The organism is Pseudomonas sp. R1-7, from assembly GCF_051132105.1.
Lineage (GTDB): Bacteria > Pseudomonadota > Gammaproteobacteria > Pseudomonadales > Pseudomonadaceae > Aquipseudomonas.
In genome coordinates this window covers 4075495-4093947 of record NZ_CP071661.1, presented here as the reverse complement: position 1 = coordinate 4093947, position 18453 = coordinate 4075495, and the positions used below count along the sequence as shown (strand labels likewise).

At 60.8% G+C, this 18453-nt stretch carries 21 protein-coding genes; 11 read left to right on the top strand and 10 right to left on the bottom strand.

What is annotated here, in order from left to right:
• Positions 1–2 precede the first annotated feature (2 nt).
• Positions 3–2507 carry an ABC transporter permease gene (locus J3P79_RS18215; RefSeq protein WP_434604799.1) on the bottom strand — a complete coding sequence of 835 codons (2505 nt, stop codon included), beginning with the start codon at positions 2505–2507 and terminating at the stop codon, positions 3–5.
• Positions 2507–3190 (bottom strand): ABC transporter ATP-binding protein, encoded by a 684-nt coding sequence (locus J3P79_RS18210; protein ID WP_039588896.1) that lies wholly within the window; start codon positions 3188–3190, stop codon positions 2507–2509. The genes J3P79_RS18215 and J3P79_RS18210 overlap by 1 nt, the downstream gene beginning before the upstream one ends.
• A 10-nt stretch (positions 3191–3200) precedes the next feature.
• On the opposite strand from J3P79_RS18210, the gene J3P79_RS18205 reads away from it, so the two are divergent.
• The 3 genes from J3P79_RS18205 (at position 3201) to J3P79_RS18195 (ending at position 5371) form a co-directional block, all read left to right on the top strand.
• A complete protein-coding gene (locus tag J3P79_RS18205; protein ID WP_434604797.1) occupies positions 3201–3806 on the top strand; it encodes an arylesterase in 606 nt (201 codons plus the stop codon).
• Positions 3807–3862: 56 nt separating this feature from the next.
• Positions 3863–4156: a hypothetical protein gene (locus J3P79_RS18200; RefSeq protein WP_003183788.1), complete on the top strand. Its 294-nt coding sequence runs from the start codon at positions 3863–3865 to the stop codon at positions 4154–4156.
• Between the two features lie 243 nt (positions 4157–4399).
• Positions 4400–5371: a L,D-transpeptidase family protein gene (locus tag J3P79_RS18195; protein WP_434604795.1), complete on the top strand. Its 972-nt coding sequence runs from the start codon at positions 4400–4402 to the stop codon at positions 5369–5371.
• Between the two features lie 127 nt (positions 5372–5498).
• Here J3P79_RS18195 and oprI read toward each other — a convergent pair whose 3' ends face one another.
• On the bottom strand, positions 5499–5750 hold the full coding sequence (gene oprI, locus J3P79_RS18190; RefSeq protein WP_011335311.1) for an outer membrane lipoprotei OprI: 252 nt from the start codon (positions 5748–5750) through the stop codon (positions 5499–5501).
• A 635-nt stretch (positions 5751–6385) separates the two neighbouring features.
• Here oprI and J3P79_RS18185 point away from each other — a divergent pair.
• Entirely contained in the window at positions 6386–6667 is a 282-nt protein-coding gene (locus tag J3P79_RS18185; RefSeq protein WP_039588899.1) for a GNAT family N-acetyltransferase, read from the top strand.
• An 84-nt stretch (positions 6668–6751) separates the two neighbouring features.
• Here J3P79_RS18185 and J3P79_RS18180 read toward each other — a convergent pair whose 3' ends face one another.
• Positions 6752–7828, bottom strand: a complete 1077-nt coding sequence (locus J3P79_RS18180; protein ID WP_434604793.1) for a 3-deoxy-7-phosphoheptulonate synthase — start codon at positions 7826–7828, stop codon at positions 6752–6754.
• A gap of 217 nt (positions 7829–8045) precedes the next feature.
• Between J3P79_RS18180 and J3P79_RS18175 the strand changes: the two genes are divergently transcribed.
• The 4 genes from J3P79_RS18175 to cysB all read left to right on the top strand — a co-directional run bounded on the left by J3P79_RS18175 (position 8046) and on the right by cysB (position 11615).
• On the top strand, positions 8046–9008 hold the full coding sequence (locus tag J3P79_RS18175; protein WP_434611531.1) for a putative 2-dehydropantoate 2-reductase: 963 nt from the start codon (positions 8046–8048) through the stop codon (positions 9006–9008).
• Between the two features lie 18 nt (positions 9009–9026).
• Positions 9027–9932, top strand: coding sequence for a 5'-nucleotidase (locus tag J3P79_RS18170; protein ID WP_434604791.1), 906 nt, complete (start codon positions 9027–9029; stop codon positions 9930–9932).
• Positions 9933–10028: 96 nt separating this feature from the next.
• Positions 10029–10529, top strand: a complete 501-nt coding sequence (locus J3P79_RS18165) for a universal stress protein (protein ID WP_434604789.1) — start codon at positions 10029–10031, stop codon at positions 10527–10529.
• A 111-nt stretch (positions 10530–10640) separates the two neighbouring features.
• Positions 10641–11615, top strand: a complete 975-nt coding sequence (gene cysB, locus J3P79_RS18160) for an HTH-type transcriptional regulator CysB (RefSeq protein WP_003183769.1) — start codon at positions 10641–10643, stop codon at positions 11613–11615.
• A gap of 7 nt (positions 11616–11622) precedes the next feature.
• On the opposite strand, the gene J3P79_RS18155 is transcribed toward cysB, so the two are convergent.
• Complete coding sequence (locus J3P79_RS18155) at positions 11623–12105, bottom strand: GreA/GreB family elongation factor (RefSeq protein WP_434604787.1); 483 nt, start codon at positions 12103–12105, stop codon at positions 11623–11625.
• Between the two features lie 2 nt (positions 12106–12107).
• On the bottom strand, positions 12108–12494 hold the full coding sequence (locus J3P79_RS18150; protein ID WP_434604785.1) for a hypothetical protein: 387 nt from the start codon (positions 12492–12494) through the stop codon (positions 12108–12110).
• A 121-nt stretch (positions 12495–12615) separates the two neighbouring features.
• Between J3P79_RS18150 and earP the strand changes: the two genes are divergently transcribed.
• Together earP and J3P79_RS18140 are read left to right on the top strand one after the other, a co-directional pair.
• Entirely contained in the window at positions 12616–13749 is a 1134-nt protein-coding gene (gene earP, locus J3P79_RS18145; protein ID WP_434604783.1) for an elongation factor P maturation arginine rhamnosyltransferase EarP, read from the top strand.
• A gap of 48 nt (positions 13750–13797) precedes the next feature.
• Positions 13798–14367 carry an elongation factor P gene (locus tag J3P79_RS18140; RefSeq protein ID WP_003226785.1) on the top strand — a complete coding sequence of 190 codons (570 nt, stop codon included), beginning with the start codon at positions 13798–13800 and terminating at the stop codon, positions 14365–14367.
• A 70-nt stretch (positions 14368–14437) separates the two neighbouring features.
• On the opposite strand, the gene J3P79_RS18135 is transcribed toward J3P79_RS18140, so the two are convergent.
• The 3 genes from J3P79_RS18135 to J3P79_RS18125 all read right to left on the bottom strand — a co-directional run bounded on the left by J3P79_RS18135 (position 14438) and on the right by J3P79_RS18125 (position 16667).
• Positions 14438–15451, bottom strand: a complete 1014-nt coding sequence (locus J3P79_RS18135; RefSeq protein WP_434604780.1) for an alpha/beta hydrolase — start codon at positions 15449–15451, stop codon at positions 14438–14440.
• A gap of 37 nt (positions 15452–15488) precedes the next feature.
• Positions 15489–15908, bottom strand: coding sequence for an organic hydroperoxide resistance protein (locus J3P79_RS18130; protein ID WP_039588908.1), 420 nt, complete (start codon positions 15906–15908; stop codon positions 15489–15491).
• Positions 15909–16205: 297 nt separating this feature from the next.
• Entirely contained in the window at positions 16206–16667 is a 462-nt protein-coding gene (locus tag J3P79_RS18125; protein WP_434604778.1) for a MarR family winged helix-turn-helix transcriptional regulator, read from the bottom strand.
• A 144-nt stretch (positions 16668–16811) separates the two neighbouring features.
• Here J3P79_RS18125 and J3P79_RS18120 point away from each other — a divergent pair, with 144 nt between their 5' ends.
• A complete protein-coding gene (locus J3P79_RS18120; RefSeq protein ID WP_434604776.1) occupies positions 16812–17561 on the top strand; it encodes a sulfite exporter TauE/SafE family protein in 750 nt (249 codons plus the stop codon).
• Here the strand turns inward: J3P79_RS18120 and J3P79_RS18115 are convergent.
• A complete protein-coding gene (locus J3P79_RS18115) occupies positions 17551–18405 on the bottom strand; it encodes a LysR substrate-binding domain-containing protein (RefSeq protein WP_027912697.1) in 855 nt (284 codons plus the stop codon). The genes J3P79_RS18120 and J3P79_RS18115 overlap by 11 nt on opposite strands.
• Positions 18406–18453: the final 48 nt, after the last annotated feature.

Here is an 18453-nt window from a genome sequence, read left to right as displayed (position 1 = left end):
TATCAACCCTCGCGCAACACTGTCAGTGGGCTGGCGTTGAGCGCTCGGCGGGTGCCGAACACGCCCGCTGCACCGATCAGCAACGCGCCGACCAATGGCAGCACCAACAGCCATGGATGTGGATGCCAGGGCAGGTCGAAGGCATACCGATAAAGCACCAGGCTCACCAGTTCCGAGCCCAGGGCGGCCAGCAGGCCGCTGACCGCGCCCAGCAACCCGAACTCGATGCGCCGGGCCTTGGTCAGCAGGGGGCGCCCGGCGCCGAGGGCACGTAGCAATGCGCCTTGGCGAATCCTTTCGTCGAGGGTGGCCTGCAAGCCTGAAAACAGCACGGCCATGCCCGCCGCGAGCACGAAGAGCAATACATATTCCACGGCCAGCGTAACCTGGGCGAGGATGCTGCGCAGTTGTTCGAGCAAGGCCTCCACTTGCAGGATAGTCACCGCGGGAAACGCCCGGGACAGATCGACGATCTGTCGGTCGTGACCGGGCGCCAGATAGAAGCTGGTGAGGTACGTGGCCGGAAGATCCTTCAAGGTGCCGGGTTGGAAAATCATGAAGAAGTTTGGCTGGAAATTATCCCAGTTGATTTCCCGCAGGCTGGTGACTTTAGCCTCCCGGTTGAGGCCCCCGACATTGAACACCAGGCGGTCGCCGAGCTTGATCTTGAGATTTTCGGCCACCTTGCCTTCCACCGACACCCCCGGGATATCGTCCGGTGGCTGTTGTGGCCACCAGTTCCCGACGGTGACCACATTGCCCGCAGGCAGGTCCGCCGCCCAGGTCAGACTCAAGTCACGCTGCAGCGCGCGGTCGCCCGCCGAGTCCTTGGTGACGAACTCCTTGGCCGGTTCGCCGTTGATGCTGATGAGCCGCCCCGGTACCACGGGGTACAACGGGGCCGACTGCGCCGAGAGCTCCATCAGTTTGTCGGCGAATGCCTGTCGGTCGTTTGGCAGGATATTCAGGGCGAAATAGTTCGGGGCGTTTTTTGGCAACTGGTTCTGCCACGTGTCCAATAACTCGCCGCGCAGCAACGCGATCAACGCCATGGACAATAGAATCAAGCCGAATGCCAGGGCTTGGCCGGCAGCTGCCAGGGGATGGCGCAGCAATTGGCCGAGCCCCAGGCGCCAGGGCAACGAGGCGCGGGCCAGCATCCGGCGCAGGCTCTGCAACACCAATAGCAGCAGGCCGCCGAGTACCAGTGCAGCAATCACGCCGCCACCCAGCAGGGCAAACGTAAGCACCAGGTCCAGGCTCAGGCGCCACATGATCAGCCCGAGCGCACCCAATGCGGCACCGTAGACCACCCAGGTGCTGGAGGGGATCGGCAGCATGTCCCGGCGCAGCACGCGTAGCGGCGGGACCCGGCCCAGCGCGGCCAGCGGCGGCAAGGCGAACCCCGCCAATGCCACCAGCCCGGTGCCGATCCCGGCAATTGCCGGTAGCAGGCCGCCCGGCGGTACGGTGGTCGGCAACAAGTCATGCAACAAGGCGAACAGGCCCAACTGGGCGATCCAGCCAAGCAGGGCGCCACTGATACTGGCCAGCAGGCCCAGCACCGTCAGTTGCAGGCTGAACAACACCATGGCTTCGCGGCGGGACAGCCCAAGGCAGCGCAACAGCGCGCTGGCGTCGAAGCGCCGGGTGGCGAAGCGGTTGGCGGAGAGGGCAACGGCAACGCCGGACAGCAACACCGCCACCAGGCTGGCCATGTTCAGGTAACGCTCGGCCTTGCCCAGGGCGCCGCCGATCTGCCGGTTGCCGTCGCGGGCATCCTGCAGGCGCTGGTTGGGTTCCAGGCCCGGCTTGACCAGGTCGCGGTAGGTTTGCAGTGCGGGGGGCGGGCCTCGCCATAGATCTCGATAGCTGACCCGGCTGCCCGGTTGCACCACGCCGGTGGCGTCCAGGTCCTTGAGATTGATCATGACCCGCGGGGTGAGGCTGTAGAAATTGCCGGCGCGATCCGGTTCGTAGGTCAGCACCCGGCTCAGGCGAAGGGTCTTGTTGCCGACATCGACGCTGTCGCCGATCTTCAGGTCCAGGGCCGTCAACAGCCTCGCTTCAACCCAGGCCTCCCCCGGAGCCGGATGTCCGCCCGTTTCTTCCTGTGCAAAGGGTGCGGGGGCGCTTTTCAGTTCGCCACGCAAGGGGTAGATATCATCGACTGCCTTGACGCTGGACAGCTGGATACCGTTGTCGGTGGCCACGACACTGGAAAACTCAACCACCCGGGCATGTTCCAGGCCCAGTTCGGTGCCGCTGCGAATCTGTTCCGGGCGAGCAGGGGAGCTGCCTTCCAGCAGCAGGTCGGCGCCAAGGAACTCGGTGGCACGCATCATCATCGCGCCGTTGAGCCGGGCACCGAAGTAACCGATGGCGGTACTTGCCGCCACGGCCACGAGCAAGGCGAAGAACAGCACGCGCAGCTCACCGGCGCGGGCGTCGCGCAGCAACTGGCGGATGGCAAGACTGAACAGGCGCAGCAGGGGCAAGCGTGCCATCAAGGCTCCAGGGGCGCGACCATCTGGCCGGCTTCAAGTCGGATCAGGCGCCGGCAGCGATGGGCCAGGCGTTCGTCATGGGTGACCAGTACCAGGGTCGTGCCGCGTTCCTTGTTCAGTTCGAACAGAAGATCGCTGATCCGCTCGCCGGTGTGGCTGTCGAGGTTGCCGGTCGGCTCGTCGGCAAACAGCACGTCGGGTTCGGCCGCGAAGGCGCGGGCGATGGCGACGCGCTGTTGTTCGCCGCCGGAGAGCTGGCGTGGCGAGTGGGTCAGCCGCTGGCCGAGTCCGACCCGTTGCAGCAGTTGCGTGGCGCGCTCACGGGCGTCCTTGCGACCGTCCAGTTCCAGCGGCAGCATGACGTTTTCCAGCGCATTGAGGCTGTCGAGCAGTTGGAACGACTGGAAGACGAAGCCGACATGCTCGGCGCGGACCCGCGCGCGCTGGTCCTCGTCCAGTGCGCTGAGGGCCTGGCCGGCGAGGGTCACTTCGCCCTTGCTGGGCAGGTCGAGGCCGGCCAGCAGGCCGAGCAGTGTCGATTTGCCGGAACCGGACGCGCCGACGATGGCCAAGCTGTCGCCCTTGTTCAGTTCCAGGCTGAGTTCGTGCAGGATGGTCAGTTCACCTTCCGCGCTGGGAACCACTTTGCTAAGGTCCGTCGCGGTGAGAATGCTTGAGCCCATGGAGAATCCGATGCGTGTGTGGTTTTTGAGTGCCGGCCTGGCCTTGATGTGCATGGTCCAGAACGCAGCGGCGGGTACAGTCCTGATCGTTGGCGATAGTATCAGCGCGGCTTTCGGCCTGGATACCCGGCAAGGGTGGGTGTCGTTGCTCGAACAACGGCTCAAGGCCGAGGGTTTCGACGATAAAGTGATCAATGCCTCGATCAGTGGGGACACCAGTGCAGGTGGGCTGGCGCGCCTGCCGACGCTGCTTGCGGCCCATAAGCCGGAGTTGGTGATCCTGGAGTTGGGAGGCAACGATGGCCTGCGTGGACAGCCGCCAACACAATTGCAACAAAACCTTGCAGCGATGATCGACAGCTCCCGGTCCAGCGGTGCGAAAGTGCTTTTGCTGGGCATGCAGCTGCCGCCCAACTATGGGCGGCGCTACACCGAGGCTTTTTCAAAGGTCTACAGCACCCTTGCGGATGAGAAACAGGTGCCGCTGGTGCCGTTTTTTCTGAAGGATGTCGGGGGTGTTCCGGGGATGATGCAGGGCGACGGATTGCACCCGTCCGTCGCGGCCCAGGGCAAGTTGCTGGAAAATGTCTGGCCGACGCTGAAACCGCTGCTTTGACGCTTTTCTACAGGCGGTGTTTCGGCTAATGTGGCGCCCCCGATTTGGAGCCCCCGATGCCGCGTCCCGCCTGGTCCCTGTTTGCCTACCAACTGATCGAGCCTGACGAGCAGTTGGATCTGTTCGCCTGCCAGGAAGTGCGGGTGCACCTGGTGACCCGGCAGTTGGAGCTGGGCGGTTCGGCCGACCGGACCCTGTGCGGCAGCCTGCTGCCGGCCCAGCCGCGCTGGTCCGGGGTCGATCGCAAGATTTTCCAGGATCATCGCCTGTGTTCGTTGTGCCGGGCGATCCTGGAATCCCAGAAGCGTGGCACTTCGCCGATCTGGCCGGAGTTGCGGTTCGAGTTGTAGTCCCCTGACTCTCCACATGTCCCTTGTGGGAGCGAGCTTGCTCGCGATGGCAGCGGCACATTCAACATTGATGCAAGCAGATCCACCGCTATCGCGAGCAAGCTCGCTCCCACAGGGTTTCAGTTGATCCCCCGGCATGCTGCGCATCGGACACTCCGGCGCCGCTCTCCCCGAAATAGCGGGCGGCAGTGTACAATCGCGGTTCCAATAGCCCTTTTGTTCGATCTGCGAAGGATTTCCCGGATGTTGCCGCGCTTGCCTGCCGTCGCCCGCTGCCTGTCTCTTGCCGCCCTGTGTATGGCTGGTCCCGTGGCTGCATTGGAATTGCCCCTGCCACCGCCGGGTGAAGACATTGTCGGCCAGGTGCAGGTCATCAAGGCCAAGTACGAAGATACCTTCGCTGACCTCGGCACCGCCTATGACCTGGGTTATACCGAAATGGTCGCGGCCAACCCAGGGGTGGATCCGTGGTTGCCGGGGGCGGGCACCGAAATTGTCCTGCCGACCCGCTTCATCCTGCCGCCGGGCCCGCGCGAAGGCATCGTGATCAACCTCGCGGAATACCGACTCTACTATTTCCCCAAGGGGCGCAACGTGGTCTACACGTTCCCGCTGGGGATCGGCCGTGAAGGTTGGGGCTCGCCCATTGCCCACACCAGCATCATTGCCAAGACCCCGAACCCGACCTGGACGCCGCCGGCTTCGATCAAGGCCGAACACGCCGCTGATGGGGACCCGCTGCCGAATGTCGTGCCGGCCGGTCCCGACAATCCATTGGGTCCGTTCAAGTTCACCCTCGGTACGCCGGGCTACTTGATCCATGGTTCGAACAAGAAGTTCGGCATCGGCATGCGCACCAGTCATGGTTGCTTCCGGATGTTCAACAACAACGTACTGGAAATGGCCGGCATGGTCCCGGTGGGCACGTCGGTGCGAATCATCAACGATCCGTACAAGTTGGGCGTGAGTGGCGGCAAGGTTTATCTCGAAGCCCATACGCCCCTGGACGACAAGGGCAATCCGTCCGTGGTGGACAAGCACACCTCGGTCATCAATGCGATGCTCAAGCGCGAAGACATCACCAGCAACTTGCGCATGAACTGGGATGTGGTGCGAGACGTGGTGGCTGCAGAAGACGGCTTGCCAGTGGAGATCGCTGTCCCTGGTGCCTCGGCGTCGATGGTCTCGAGCGCGCCGGTCGACATGCCCCAGTAAAAATCTGCTGAAGCGACCCGCCGATGTCTTGCGATGCCGGCGGGTTTTTTTTTGCCCTGTAAAAACCAAGGGCAATAAAAAAGCCGACCCAGTAATGGGTCGGCTCGATAACAATCCCGAAGGATTATTACTTGCGGCTAGCTTTTTCCAGCATGCGCAGAGCACGCTCGTTAGCTTCGTCAGCAGTCTGTTGTGCTTTTTGAGCAGCAGCCAGAGCTTCATCAGCTTTACGGTAGGCTTCGTCTGCACGAGCTTGGGCGCGAGCTGCTGCGTCTTCGGTAGCAGTCAGACGTGCTTCGGTTTCTTTCGATGCGCTGCTGCAACCGGTAGCCAGAACTGCGGCCAGGGCCAGAGCAGAGAATTTCAGAACGTTGTTCATCGTGTTCCCCTTCAAGGACTTTCTATTTAATGACTGTCTCCCCAGAGTGAGGAGTTAGCCGGCGTACATACTACTCATTACTTGTAGTAAGTAAACTGACGTAGCGCAAGAAGCAAAAAAATTGTAGGCGGTGATTCTTTTTCAAGCAACTTTTCCAGGGGTTGTTTAAAAAATACACAGCCTCAACCTCCCGAATGGAGCGCGCCGCTGAAAAAAAGTTCCGCTGGCGAGCGCAACTCAGTCGCCGACATTAAAGTTGCTGTTTATTGATTCTCTTAGACTTTTGCTCATTTTTTGCGCAACCGCAGGCATCTTTTTATTGGTCATGGCGGTGACTTTAAGATCCGGCGCTCGTCTCAAGACTCAACAACTGGCGATGTTCAGCTATTGCGCCTTGACCGACTACAGCCTGAAAGTCACGCTCAATCGATAAACCCGTCGGGGTTTATCCCTTCAGTGACCGGCGTGCCTTGAGCATTTGCGTCATTGGTGCCTACTATTCAGGACGTGCTCGGGTTTGAGCGACTGGTTTTTTGCGCTCGGTGACCAGGCAGGCACGGGGTGGCGTAGATGTTCCTTCGCCGGAAAAACATCGGTAAGGTAGGGGTCGGCATTCAGACCCGCGAGGAGTAGTGATGAGCGAGGCGGTTACCATCCACCATGACCAGGCTGGTCATCAGTTCGAGACCACTGTGGACGGTCATCGTGCCTATCTGACCTATATGGACCTGGGCAAGCAGACCTTGGACATCTATCGCACCTTCGTGCCCAACGCGCTGCGGGGCCGGGGAATTGCGGCGAAGTTGACTGAAGAAGCACTGCGGTTCGCTGAAGAAATGGGCTATACGGTGATCCCGTCCTGCTCCTATGTGGAGCGCTACATGGAGCGTCACCAGCGGCACGCGGCGAAGCTCTGACCTGCAACGATTGCCAATGAAAAACGCCGGACTGAAAAGCCCGGCGTTTTTTATTGCCGATGTTTTATCGGCTCAAGCAGCCGATCAGCTGCGCTGACGCTTGGGCAGCACGTCCTTGAGCTTGGCGTGCATGCCGCGCAAGGTCTTCTCGGTCGTGCTCCAGTCGATGCAGGCGTCGGTGATGGAGACGCCGTACTGCAAGTCGGCGAGGTCTTTCGGGATCGCCTGGCAGCCCCAGTTCAAATGACTTTCCACCATCAGGCCGATGATCGACTGGTTGCCTTCCAGGATCTGGTTGGCGACGTTTTCCATCACCAGTGGCTGCAGCGCCGGGTCCTTGTTGGAATTGGCGTGGCTGCAATCGACCATGATGTTCGGCTTGACCTTGGCCTTGTCCAGCGCCTGTTCGCACAGTGCGACGCTGACCGAATCATAGTTCGGCTTGCCGTTGCCGCCGCGCAGTACCACGTGGCCGTAGGCGTTGCCCTTGGTGGTGACGATCGACACGCCGCCTTCCTGGTTGATACCCAGGAAACGGTGAGGGCTGGAAACAGACTGCAAGGCATTGATCGCCACGGTCAGTCCGCCGTCGGTGCCGTTCTTGAAGCCGACCGCCGAGGACAGGCCGGAGGCCATTTCCCGGTGGGTCTGGGATTCGGTGGTGCGCGCGCCGATGGCCGACCAGCTGATCAGGTCCTGCAAATATTGCGGAGAGATCGGGTCCAGGGCTTCGGTCGCGGTGGGCAAGCCCATTTCAGCCAGGTCCAGCAGCAACTGGCGACCGATGTGCAGGCCGTCCTGGATCTTGAAGGAGTCGTCCAGGTACGGATCGTTGATCAGGCCTTTCCAGCCAACGGTCGTCCGAGGTTTCTCGAAATACACGCGCATCACCAGGTACAAGGTGTCGGAAACTTCCGCGGCGAGTACCTTCAGGCGTTCGGCGTATTCGTGGGCAGCCTTGATGTCATGGATCGAGCAGGGCCCGATCACCACGAACAGGCGATGGTCGGTGCCGTCGAGAATGTTGCGGATGACTTCCCGGCCCTTGGTCACGGTGCGCAAGGCAGCGTCGCTCAGGGGAATATCGCGCTTGAGCTGGTCAGGCGTGATAAGGGTCTCGTTGGAGGCGACGTTTAGGTCATTGATCGGTAAATCAGCCATCGTGTTACTCGTCAGGTCACGGGTGCCGGCCGCCAGCGATCCCCGCGCGGCGGTGCACAGCGAAGTTAAGCGCGTCGGGGAGCCGAACCTTAGCGCGTTCGGAGGTGGCTCGACAATGGGCAGGGGTCCCTTTAATTGCTGCGGGCAAGGTCGCTCGCCACGCAAGGTAGGTCCTGTGTAATGATGCGCGAGGATAGTCAGACAGGGGAGTTGCATGATGCAGGCAGGCGCTAGAGCCGGGAAAGGCAGGATCGGCATGATCGGCACCGGGGCGATTGGCGGGTTTTACGGCGTGATGCTGGCCCGCGCCGGTCATGATGTGCACTTCTTGTTACGCAGCGAATTTGCCGCCGTCGCCGAGGACGGCCTGCGTATCGCCAGTGATGTTCATGGCGCGTTGAGCCTTGATCCTGTCCAGGCATACCGCTCGGCGGAGCACATGCCGCCTTGCGAGTGGCTGCTGGTCGGCGCCAAGACCACGAGCAATGCCGACCTGGCACCGGCGATCATCCAGGCCGCCGCCGATGGCGCAAAAGTCCTCTTGTTGCAGAATGGCCTCGATGTCGAAGAAGACCTGCGGCCGCTGCTGCCCGATTCGCTGCACCTGTTGGGTGGCTTGTGCCTGATCTGTGTGAATCGTGTCGGCCCGGGCGTCATCGCCCACCAGGCGCTCGGTGCGGTCAACATTGGCTATCACAGTGGCCCCTGCCAGGGGCAGGCTGAACGCATGGCGGTTGTCGAGGCGGCGGCGGGTCTGTTCCGTAGCGCCGGCATCGATTCCCAGGCGATGCCCGACTTGCAGCAGGCCCGTTGGCAGAAGCTGGTGTGGAACGTGCCGTACAACGGTCTGTCGGTTCTGCTGGGGGCCAGCACCTCGCCGTTGATGGCAAGCGATCAGAGCCGTGGGCTGATCCAGGCGCTCATGGGCGAGGTGGTGCGCGGTGCTCAGGCCTGCGGACATGAAATCGCGGCTGGATACGCGGACTATCTGTTCACGATGACCGAAAAGATGCCCGACTATTGGCCGAGCATGTATCACGACTACGCCCATAAGCGACCGTTGGAGCTGGATGCGATCTACGGCCGGCCATTGGCAGCGGCCAGGGCGGCGGGCTGCGAGCTGCCGAAGATCGAAGCGTTGCACCAGGCGCTGGCGTTCCTGGATCGTCGCAACCGTTGATAGGCGAAGGGGGACAACATGGGCAATAACATCGATGACAAACTGGTACTGGCGATTTCGTCGCGGGCCTTGTTCGACTTGAGGGAAAGTCACAAGGTCTATCTGTCGAGTGGCGTCGAGGCCTATCGGCAATACCAGATCGAGCATGAGGACGAAGTCCTCGAGCCGGGGGATGCCTTCGCCCTGGTGCAGAAACTGCTCAACCTCAACGAACACCTTGGGCGTGCCCGCGTCGAGGTGATCCTGGTTTCGCGAAACAGCGCTGACACAGGCCTTCGGGTGTTCAACTCGATCCATCATTACGGCTTGGCGATTTCCCGGGCCGCATTTGTTGGTGGTCGCAGCCCGTATCCTTATTTGAAGGCGTTCGGCTGCGACCTGTTCCTTTCCACTCATGCCGAAGACGTGCGCAGCGCACTGGATGCCGGGTTTGCAGCGGCGACAATCCTGTCGGGCGGCGCCAGCCGCGCCGCCAGCGAGGAGTTGCGCATTGCCTTCGACGGCGATGCAGTGCTGTTTTCCGACGAGTCGGAACGCATCTATCAGAGCGGCGGCCTGGAAGCCTTCCAGGCCAGTGAGCGCCAGGCCGCGCGTGAACCGCTGCGTGGCGGACCGTTCAAGGGTTTCCTGGCGGCACTCAATGCATTGCAACGAGAATTCCCCGAGGATGCCTGCCCGATCCGCACGGCATTGGTGACGGCCCGTTCGGCGCCGGCCCACGAACGGGTCATCCGCACGTTGCGCGAATGGGACATCCGCCTCGACGAGTCATTGTTCCTGGGCGGCTTGACCAAGTCGGCGTTTCTCGAAGCCTTTGCCGCCGATGTATTTTTCGACGACCAGACCGGTCACTGCGAGCTTGCCCGCGAAGTGGTCGCCACCGGGCACGTGCCCCACGGCATCAGTAACGAAGTGAAGCTCTGACCGCCGGTTGCGCGGGGCGTCATGCCGCACGTCGCAGTCTTCGGGGCGCTGCTAAGCTGAATCAATCTCCGCCATTCTGGCACTTGAGGAGGTCACATGATTCGTTCGATGCTGTACGCCACAGACCTGGGCCTCTATGCCCCTTATGTGATGCAGCATGCCTTGGCGTTGGCACGGACGTTCGAAGCCGAGTTGTATGTAGTGCACGCGGTGGAGCCGATGGGGCTGTTCGCCGAGTCGGTGTTGCAGAGTTATCTCGATGAGCACGCGTTGAACGAATTTCATCGCCAGGGTCTGAGTACGGTGATGGCCAACATCGAGCAGCGGGTCCTCGACAATTTTCGCGAGGAGTTGGGGGAGGGGCAGCAAGACTTGCAGTTGATCAAGTCGGTAAGGGTATTCCAGGGTGACCCGTCCCAGGTCATTCTGGAGCAGGCGGCGAAACTCTCCGTCGATCTGCTGATCGTTGGCAGTCATTGCCAGGGGGCAAATGGCGAGACCCCTTTGGGCAGGACCGCCGCACGGGTATTGCAGTTATCCCGGGTGCCGGTCTACCTGGTGCCGCTGGTGCAGCGCCGGCGTCACGGAGAGACCTGAGGCTAAATGATGGCTTCTTATAAAAAAGTTCTAGATTTCTTAATACAACCATTCATATAGTTATATGCCGTCGCTGATGCCCGTCGCATCCAACTGCTTTGAGGGATACATATGAAGCTTCAACAATTGCGCTACATCTGGGAAGTGGCGCACCACGACCTCAACGTTTCCGCTACCGCCCAAAGCCTCTACACGTCGCAACCTGGCATCAGCAAGCAGATCCGCCTGTTGGAAGACGAACTGGGCGTCGAAGTCTTCGCCCGCAGCGGCAAGCACCTGACCCGTGTCACCCCGGCCGGTGAACGCATCATCACCACGGCTGGCGAGATCCTGCGCAAGGTCGAGAGCATCAAGCAGATCGCCCAGGAGTTTTCCAACGAGAAGAAAGGCACCCTGTCCATCGCGACCACCCACACCCAGGCCCGTTATGCGCTGCCGCCGGTGATCAGCAATTTCATCAAGCAGTACCCGGACGTGGCGCTGCACATGCACCAGGGGTCGCCGATGCAGATCGCCGAGATGGCCGCCGACGGTACGGTGGATTTCGCCATTGCCACCGAGGCCCTGGAGTTGTTCGGTGACCTGGTGATGATGCCGTGCTATCGCTGGAACCGCTGCGTGGTGGTGCCCCAGGGACACCCGCTGACCAAGCTGCCGAAGTTGACCCTGGAAGCCTTGGCCGAATACCCGATCGTGACCTACGTGTTCGGTTTTACCGGCCGTTCAAAACTCGACGAAGCCTTCAGCCACCGCGGCCTGACGCCGAAAGTGGTGTTTACCGCCGCCGACGCCGACGTGATCAAGACCTACGTTCGCCTCGGCCTGGGCGTGGGCATCGTGGCGAAAATGGCGGTCGATACCAAGCTCGACAATGACCTGGTGGTGTTGGATGCCAGCGAGCTGTTCGAGTCCAGCGTGACCAAGATCGGCTTCCGTCGCGGCACCTTCCTGCGTGGCTTCATGTGCGATTTCATCGAAAAATTCGCGCCGCACCTGACGCGGGAAGTGATGGCCAAGGCCATCCAGTGCCACAACAAGCAGGAACTCGAAGAGCTGTTCGACGGCGTCGAATTGCCGGTGCACTAAGCAGAAACTAGATCACCTCGGTGACAGCGAACTGTTGCCGGGCGCCCGCCACGACGATCTCCACTTCATCCCCTTCGAACTTGCCCAGCAGGCCTCGGCCCAGCGGCGAGCGAGGGGTGATGACAGTGATAGGTTGCCCCACCAGCGACACCTTCAGTCCTGCTGCATCCGGCCCCAGGAACAGCCACTGTTGGCGGCCATCTTCATCTTCCAATCCAATCAAGGTGCCTATCTGAATGCCGCGCTGGTCATCGTAGGGCCTGAGCGCCAGGTTCTGGCAGAGGGCAAGGGCCTGGCGGATTTCCTCTACACGCTTGGCCTGTCCCGCGGCAAGATAGGACGCTTCAAGGCCAAGGGTGTCGTACTTGTTCTCGGCGATGTTTTCTTCGTGGGTCGCGGTTTCGTAGGCGGTCTGCGCGGCGCGCTCGGCGATGTCGAGGTCGACCTTGAGCTTGTCGAGGATCAATTGGTGGACGGTCTGTTTGTTCATGATCACTCGCAAAACTGCAGGACGTTGGCGCGGCTTTTTTCGCTGGGCGCGTTCTGGTCCTGTTGCAGCCAGAACTGGCATTTGGGGTTGGACAGGTTGCGAGGATTGCTGCGCATCTGATCCAGCGCGTGGCGCTGCTCGTTCTTCTGTAGATTCTGCTGGTACTGCTCGAACATCGGCGTGGGCGGCTCGGGCGCCGGTTGCACCGCGGGTGGTTGCGCCAGTTGATGAACCGCTTCGGCCACCGGAGCCAGTTGTTCTTCGAACAGGAACCTGGACAGCAGCCAGCCCGTCAGAACGATGGCGATGAACCCCAGCCACAGTCCCAGGGCAATACTGACGGTCAATCGCAAGGCTGTGAGGCGCGGGGCGTGGGGATGGTCAGGCATGGCTGCTTCCTGGCAGGGGCATGGATAAGCGCTGATTGTCGCATGAAGATTAATCGCCGTCGGCCCTTCTGCAACACCGGTTCAATGCGGGACAATCAGGTTTTGCCACAGGGAGTCGGGAATGACCGTGCGTTGGGATATTTTTTGCACCGTCGTGGATAACTTCGGCGACATTGGCGTTACCTGGCGCCTGGCCCGGCAATTGGTGGCCGAGCATCAATGCGCTGTGCGGCTTTGGGTCGACGACCTGCGTGCTTTCGAGCGGCTGTGCCCGGACATCGATGTCAGCCTTCGCGAGCAATGGCAGCAGGGCGTGCAAGTGCGCCAGTGGCCAGAGGATTGGCCTGCTACCGAGGCAGCAGACGTCGTCATCGCAGCATTTGCCTGCCAATTGCCCAGCGCCTACATGGACGCGATGGCCGAGCGCGAGGTGACGCCGTTATGGATGAACCTCGACTACCTGAGCGCCGAGGACTGGGTCATCGGTTGCCACGGTCTGCCGTCGGTCAAATACAAGCATGTGCAGAAATATTTCTTTTTTCCCGGCTTCCAGGCGGGAACGGGGGGCTTGTTGCGTGAGGCGGACCTGTTGGAGCATCGGCGGCAGTTTCAACAGGATGACGCAGCGCAGAAAGGTTTCCTGCACGGATTGGGTGTTGTGCGAGAGCCCGGGGCGCGCCTGATCTCGCTGTTTGCCTACGAAAACGCGGGGCTGGCGAGCTGGTTCGAGGCGATGGCGACTGATGTGTGCCCGTCTCACGTACTGGTCCCGGAAGGTCGAGTGCTGGGCGATGTGGCGCGTTGGCTGGGCGTGGCCGACTTGAAGCCCGGCGCGTTGCATCGCCGTGGCGGCCTGACGGTGCAGGTGTTGCCATTTATCCGTCAGGATGAATATGACCGATTGCTCTGGTGCTGCGATTTCAACGCGGTGCGCGGCGAAGACTCGTTCGTGCGTGCGCAGTGGGCGAGCCGGCCCCTGCTCTGGCACATTTATCAACAGGAAGAAGACGTCCACCTGGAAAAGCTCGAGGCCTTTCTCAGGCTGTATACCCAGGGACTTTCTCAGTCGGCGGAAAAAGCGATCAGCGGTCTTTGGCGGGCTTGGAACGCCGGCCAGGACATGGCCGAACACTGGAAAGCAGTGTGCGCTGAGCATTCTGAACTGGCCGAGCACGCCCAGGCATGGTGCCTGGAACAAGGCTCGCGGGCCGATCTCGCCACGGCGCTGGTGCAGTTTTACCGAAATTGGATATGATACGCGGCCTAGATTTTTGTAAATCCCATCCAAATTCGGATATTCGCAATGAAAACTGGTAAAGAACTTAAACCCGGTACCGTGATTCGTATCGACAACGATCCTTGGCTGGTTCAGAAAGCTGAATTCACCAAGTCGGGTCGTAACAGCGCGATCATGAAGACCAAGCTGAAAAACCTGCTGACCGGCTACAAGACCGAAACCGTGTACGGTGCGGACGACAAGCTGGACGACGTGATCCTGGACCGCAAGGAAGCGACCCTGTCCTTCATCAGCGGCGACACCTACACGTTCATGGATACCACTGACTACACCATGTACGAGCTGAACGCCGAAGACATCGAAAGCGTTCTGCCGTTCGTTGAAGAAGGCATGACCGACGTTTGCGAAGCCGTATTCTTCGAAGAGCGCCTGGTTTCCGTAGAACTGCCGACCACCATCGTGCGTCAGGTTGACTACACCGAAGGCTCCGCTCGCGGCGACACTTCCGGCAAGGTCATGAAGCCTGCCAAACTGAAGAACGGCACCGAGCTGTCGGTTGCTGACTTCATCGAAATCGGCGACATGATCGAGATCGATACCCGCGAAGGCGGTTCCTACAAAGGCCGCGCTAAGTAAGCGAAGTCTCTTGTACGAAAAAGCCCGACCATTGAGTCGGGCTTTTTCATTCTTGCTGCCAGGGATCCTGTTACTTCAGGTGTTCCTTGAGCTCTTGTGACGCTTGCAACATCGCCGAACGCACCGCTGGCACCTGGCTCACGACGTTGAGCAAGCCATAGTCGTGGATCATGCCGTTGTAACGGACCGCTGTGACCGGGACGCCGGCCGCGTCCAACTTGCGAGCGTAGGCTTCGCCTTCGTCGCGCAGCACGTCGGCCTCGGCAGTCTGCACCAGCGCGGGCGGCAAGCCCTTGAGTTGCGCGGTGGTTGCCCGCAATGGCGAGGCATAGATCTCGTTGCGCTGCCCGGCATCGGTGGTGTAGTTGTCCCAAAACCACTTCATCATGTTCTTGCTGAGGAAGTGCCCTTCAGCGAATTGGTTGTAGGACGCCGTCTCGAAGTTGGCGTCGGTCACCGGCCACAACAGCGCCTGGAAGCGGATCGCCGGGGTGCCCTTGTCCTTGGCCATCAGCGCCACGACGGCGGCCATGTTACCGCCAACACTGTTGCCCGCTACCGCCAGGCGCTTGCCATCGACGTTGATCTCCTTGCCGTGCTCGGCGACCCATTTCGTTGCGGCGTAAGCCTGGTTGATCGCCACCGGGTAATGCGCTTCGGGTGACGGCGTGTAGTTGACGAACACCGCAGCGGCGCCCGACCCCGCCACCAGATCGCGGACCAGTCGTTCGTGGGTCGGAAAGTCTCCCAGCACCCAACCACCGCCATGGAAGAACATGAACACCGGCAACTCACCCTTGACCCCGGCCGGACGAACGATCGTCAGGCTGATCGATTGACCGTCTACCTTGATGGTCTTCTCGCTGACATCGGCCTTGGGCAGTGTCAACTTCACGCCTGCCTGGGCGCCGACCAGTACCGCGCGGGCGTCCTTGGGCGACAACTGCTCCAGCGGTTTGCCGGTGCCGGCATTCAGCGCGTCGAGGAACGCCTGGGTGTTGTGTTCGACGATACCGTTGGCGAAAGCGTTGCTGACGCTCAGGGCGAGAAGGGCACCGGTCAGGGTTTTGTTAATGGTGTTCATGTCTATCTCCTTGAATTCAGTCGGTTGGGGGCGAGGGTCAGACGGTCACGTGCAGGCGCACATCAACGTTGCCACGGGTGGCGTTGGAGTAAGGGCAAACCTGGTGCGCTGCATCAACGAGGCTCTGGGCGTCGGCTTGATCGAGGCCCGGCAGGCTGATGTGCAGGTCGATGTCGAGACCGAAACCACCAGGAATCTGGCCGATGCCGACGTGGGCGGTGATTGAGGCGTCATCAGGGATCTTGCGTTTGGTCTGGCTGGCGACGAATTTCAGCGCGCCGATGAAGCAGGCCGAGTAGCCGGCGGCGAACAGTTGTTCAGGGTTGGTCGCCGCACCGCCTGCGCCACCCAGTTCTTTTGGCGTGGCGAGTTTGACGTCGAGGATGTTGTCGCTGGAGATAGCACGACCGTCACGGCCGCCGGTGGAAGTTGCGATTGCGGTGTAGAGAGTTTTCATGGTGGACGCCTCGTTTCAGGTTGGGTGATATGCGCTAAATGTTTGCGCGCTAAGTAGGTGTGGAGAGAATGTAATGCGCTAATAGTTTGTGCGCAAGATAAATTTTCGTGACGAGTGCGAATGAGTAAGCCGGAAATGGCTGGAATGACTGTTCTAGAGCGGTTATATGGGGTTAAAAATTTTTCGACGCGTGGGGTTTGGCGAGGAGAACGGAGGGTCAAGGCGGTGGGGTGGTGGACTCGCCGGCGCCTTCGCGAGCAGGCTCGCTCCCATAAAGGGCCGGCGGTGTTCCTGAGGTTATAGGCTGTCTTGCAAATGCCCGCGCAATTGCTGGAGATCAAGCTGCAGTTTCTTCAACTGCTCTAGCGTCTGACCGCTGGCGGCGAGGATGCATTGGGGGATGTCGAGGGCTTTTTTCTGCAAGGCACGGCCCTGTTCAGTGAGCTCGACGATTACCACGCGCTCGTCTTCACGGCTGCGGGTGCGGCTCAGCAAGCCTTCGGCCTCCAGGCGTTTGAGCAGTGGCGTCAGCGAGCCTGGGTCGGTGAGCAGGCGAGTGCTGATTTCACCGACGGTCAGGCCGTCTTTTTCCCACAACACCATCATCGCCAGATACTGCGGATAGGTCAGGCCCAATGCCTGGAGCAGCGGTTTGTAGACCTTGGTCATCAGCAGCGAGGTGGAATGCAGGGCAAAGCAGACCTGGTTATCCAGCAGCAGCGCTTCGCAAGGGTCTGGAGTGTCGCGTTGGGTACTCATGGCAAAACCTTTCATCGATGATCGTATGAATCTAGCGGACGAATCTTTAATGCACCAGATAATTCTGACGTGTAACTGGATGTTGCGTTCCATGAATGACGCCAACTGCGTAGGATAGGCGCCCTGATTAAGGGAGAGTCGTCTGTGATCGAGGTCGTGCTGTATTTGCTGTTGGGCGCCGCACTGGGCACCCTGGGGGGATTGTTCGGCATTGGTGGCGGGCTGATCGCGATACCGGTGCTGGGCTTATGGTTCGGCCTGGACCAGCAGATAGCCCAGGGCACGGCCCTGGTGATGGTGGTTCCCAACGTCATGCTGGCCCTGTGGCGCTATCACCAGCGCAATCGCATCGAGCTGCGCCACGTCCTGCCATTGGCGACCATGGGATTCTGCTTCGCCTGGCTCGGCTCCATCTGGGCCGTAGGCATCGATGCCGAAAGCATGCGCTTTGGTTTCGTGGTGTTCCTGGTTGTCCTGGCGGCCTACAACCTCATCCGCATGTTCGCCCCCACCGCACCGGCTTCGGCGCAGATGCGCCACGGGTGGCCATGGCTCGGCGTGCTGGGGGCGGTGTCAGGGACAATGGGTGGCCTGTTTGGTGTGGGTGGGGCGGTTGTCGCCACGCCGTTCCTCACCAGCGTATTCGGCACGACTCAGGTGGTTGCCCAGGGTTTGTCGCTGTCGCTGGCCTTGCCCAGCACCGGCGTGACCCTTGCTACGTATGCCTTCCACAGTGAAGTGGACTGGTGGATCGGTGTGCCGCTGGCAATCGGTGGGTTGATGAGCATCAGTTGGGGCGTGAAGGTCGCCCACGCGTTGCCGGAGCGACTGCTGCGTGGGTTGTTCTGCGGTTTCCTGGTGCTGTGCGCGGTGCTGCTCATCTTTAAAGTTTGAAGCCTTCGACGATGTGTTCGGCCAGACACTCGGTGATCGGCGACGGATTGTGCAGGTTGCGGATCAGCATGATGCTCGCCTCGGGCAGTTCTGGCAGGTCCTCGGCCTCGCCCAGCACGCGCATGTCCGGGGTCAGCAGGCTTTCCAATTGCGCCGTGATCGCCAGGCCGGCGCCCACCACTGCCATGAGCGCCGACAGGCTCGAGCTGTTGTAGGCCACGCGATAATCGCGACCCATGGCATCCAACGCATTGCAGGCCCATTGCCGGCAGAAACAGTCGCTGTTGAACATTGCCAGCGGCAGCGGCGTCTGTTCGTGGACGTTGAAGCAGGCGGCTTCGGCCCAGACAAAACGCTCCTTGCGCAGCAACTGGCCGATCTCGTCCCCCGGCTTTCGGGTGACGATGGACAAGTCCAGGTCCTGGCGCAGCAGTAACTGCTTGGACGATTCGCAGTGAACCTCAATTTCGATCAGCGGATAGAACTGGGCGAAGCGCTGCAGGATGCCCGGCAGGAAACGCATCACATAATCGTCCGGCGTGCCGATGCGCACCGTGCCGACCATATGGGGTTCGCGCAGGGTATTGAACACTTCACTGTGCAGCTTGAGGATCCGCCGGGCATAACCCAGCAACACTTGCCCCTCGGCGGTGAGCTTGACCTGTCGTCCGTCGCGCTCGAACAGCCGGCGTTGCAAGACGTCTTCTTCGAGCCGCTTCATCTGCATGCTGACCGCGGACTGCGTACGGTTGACCAATTCCCCGGCGCGGGTAAAGCCACCTTGATCGGCGATGGCGACAAAGGTCCGCAGCACTTCCGTATCGATACTCGGGTAACTCGACAATTGATCAATCTCCGAGATGTATTGCATAAGAAACATTCGTTGGATTGA

Bases quoted from the DNA above. Each gene is read 5' to 3' on its own strand.
- J3P79_RS18215 (WP_434604799.1), bottom strand. From the start codon at position 2,507: ATGGCACGCTTGCCCCTGCTGCGCCTGTTCAGTCTTGCCATCCGCCAG.
- J3P79_RS18210 (WP_039588896.1), bottom strand. From the start codon at position 3,190: ATGGGCTCAAGCATTCTCACCGCGACGGACCTTAGCAAAGTGGTTCCC.
- J3P79_RS18205 (WP_434604797.1), top strand. From the start codon at position 3,201: ATGCGTGTGTGGTTTTTGAGTGCCGGCCTGGCCTTGATGTGCATGGTC.
- J3P79_RS18200 (WP_003183788.1), top strand. From the start codon at position 3,863: ATGCCGCGTCCCGCCTGGTCCCTGTTTGCCTACCAACTGATCGAGCCT.
- J3P79_RS18195 (WP_434604795.1), top strand. From the start codon at position 4,400: ATGTTGCCGCGCTTGCCTGCCGTCGCCCGCTGCCTGTCTCTTGCCGCC.
- oprI (WP_011335311.1), bottom strand. From the start codon at position 5,750: ATGAACAACGTTCTGAAATTCTCTGCTCTGGCCCTGGCCGCAGTTCTG.
- J3P79_RS18185 (WP_039588899.1), top strand. From the start codon at position 6,386: ATGAGCGAGGCGGTTACCATCCACCATGACCAGGCTGGTCATCAGTTC.
- J3P79_RS18180 (WP_434604793.1), bottom strand. From the start codon at position 7,828: ATGGCTGATTTACCGATCAATGACCTAAACGTCGCCTCCAACGAGACC.
- J3P79_RS18175 (WP_434611531.1), top strand. From the start codon at position 8,046: ATGCAGGCAGGCGCTAGAGCCGGGAAAGGCAGGATCGGCATGATCGGC.
- J3P79_RS18170 (WP_434604791.1), top strand. From the start codon at position 9,027: ATGGGCAATAACATCGATGACAAACTGGTACTGGCGATTTCGTCGCGG.
- J3P79_RS18165 (WP_434604789.1), top strand. From the start codon at position 10,029: ATGATTCGTTCGATGCTGTACGCCACAGACCTGGGCCTCTATGCCCCT.
- cysB (WP_003183769.1), top strand. From the start codon at position 10,641: ATGAAGCTTCAACAATTGCGCTACATCTGGGAAGTGGCGCACCACGAC.
- J3P79_RS18155 (WP_434604787.1), bottom strand. From the start codon at position 12,105: ATGAACAAACAGACCGTCCACCAATTGATCCTCGACAAGCTCAAGGTC.
- J3P79_RS18150 (WP_434604785.1), bottom strand. From the start codon at position 12,494: ATGCCTGACCATCCCCACGCCCCGCGCCTCACAGCCTTGCGATTGACC.
- earP (WP_434604783.1), top strand. From the start codon at position 12,616: ATGACCGTGCGTTGGGATATTTTTTGCACCGTCGTGGATAACTTCGGC.
- J3P79_RS18140 (WP_003226785.1), top strand. From the start codon at position 13,798: ATGAAAACTGGTAAAGAACTTAAACCCGGTACCGTGATTCGTATCGAC.
- J3P79_RS18135 (WP_434604780.1), bottom strand. From the start codon at position 15,451: ATGAACACCATTAACAAAACCCTGACCGGTGCCCTTCTCGCCCTGAGC.
- J3P79_RS18130 (WP_039588908.1), bottom strand. From the start codon at position 15,908: ATGAAAACTCTCTACACCGCAATCGCAACTTCCACCGGCGGCCGTGAC.
- J3P79_RS18125 (WP_434604778.1), bottom strand. From the start codon at position 16,667: ATGAGTACCCAACGCGACACTCCAGACCCTTGCGAAGCGCTGCTGCTG.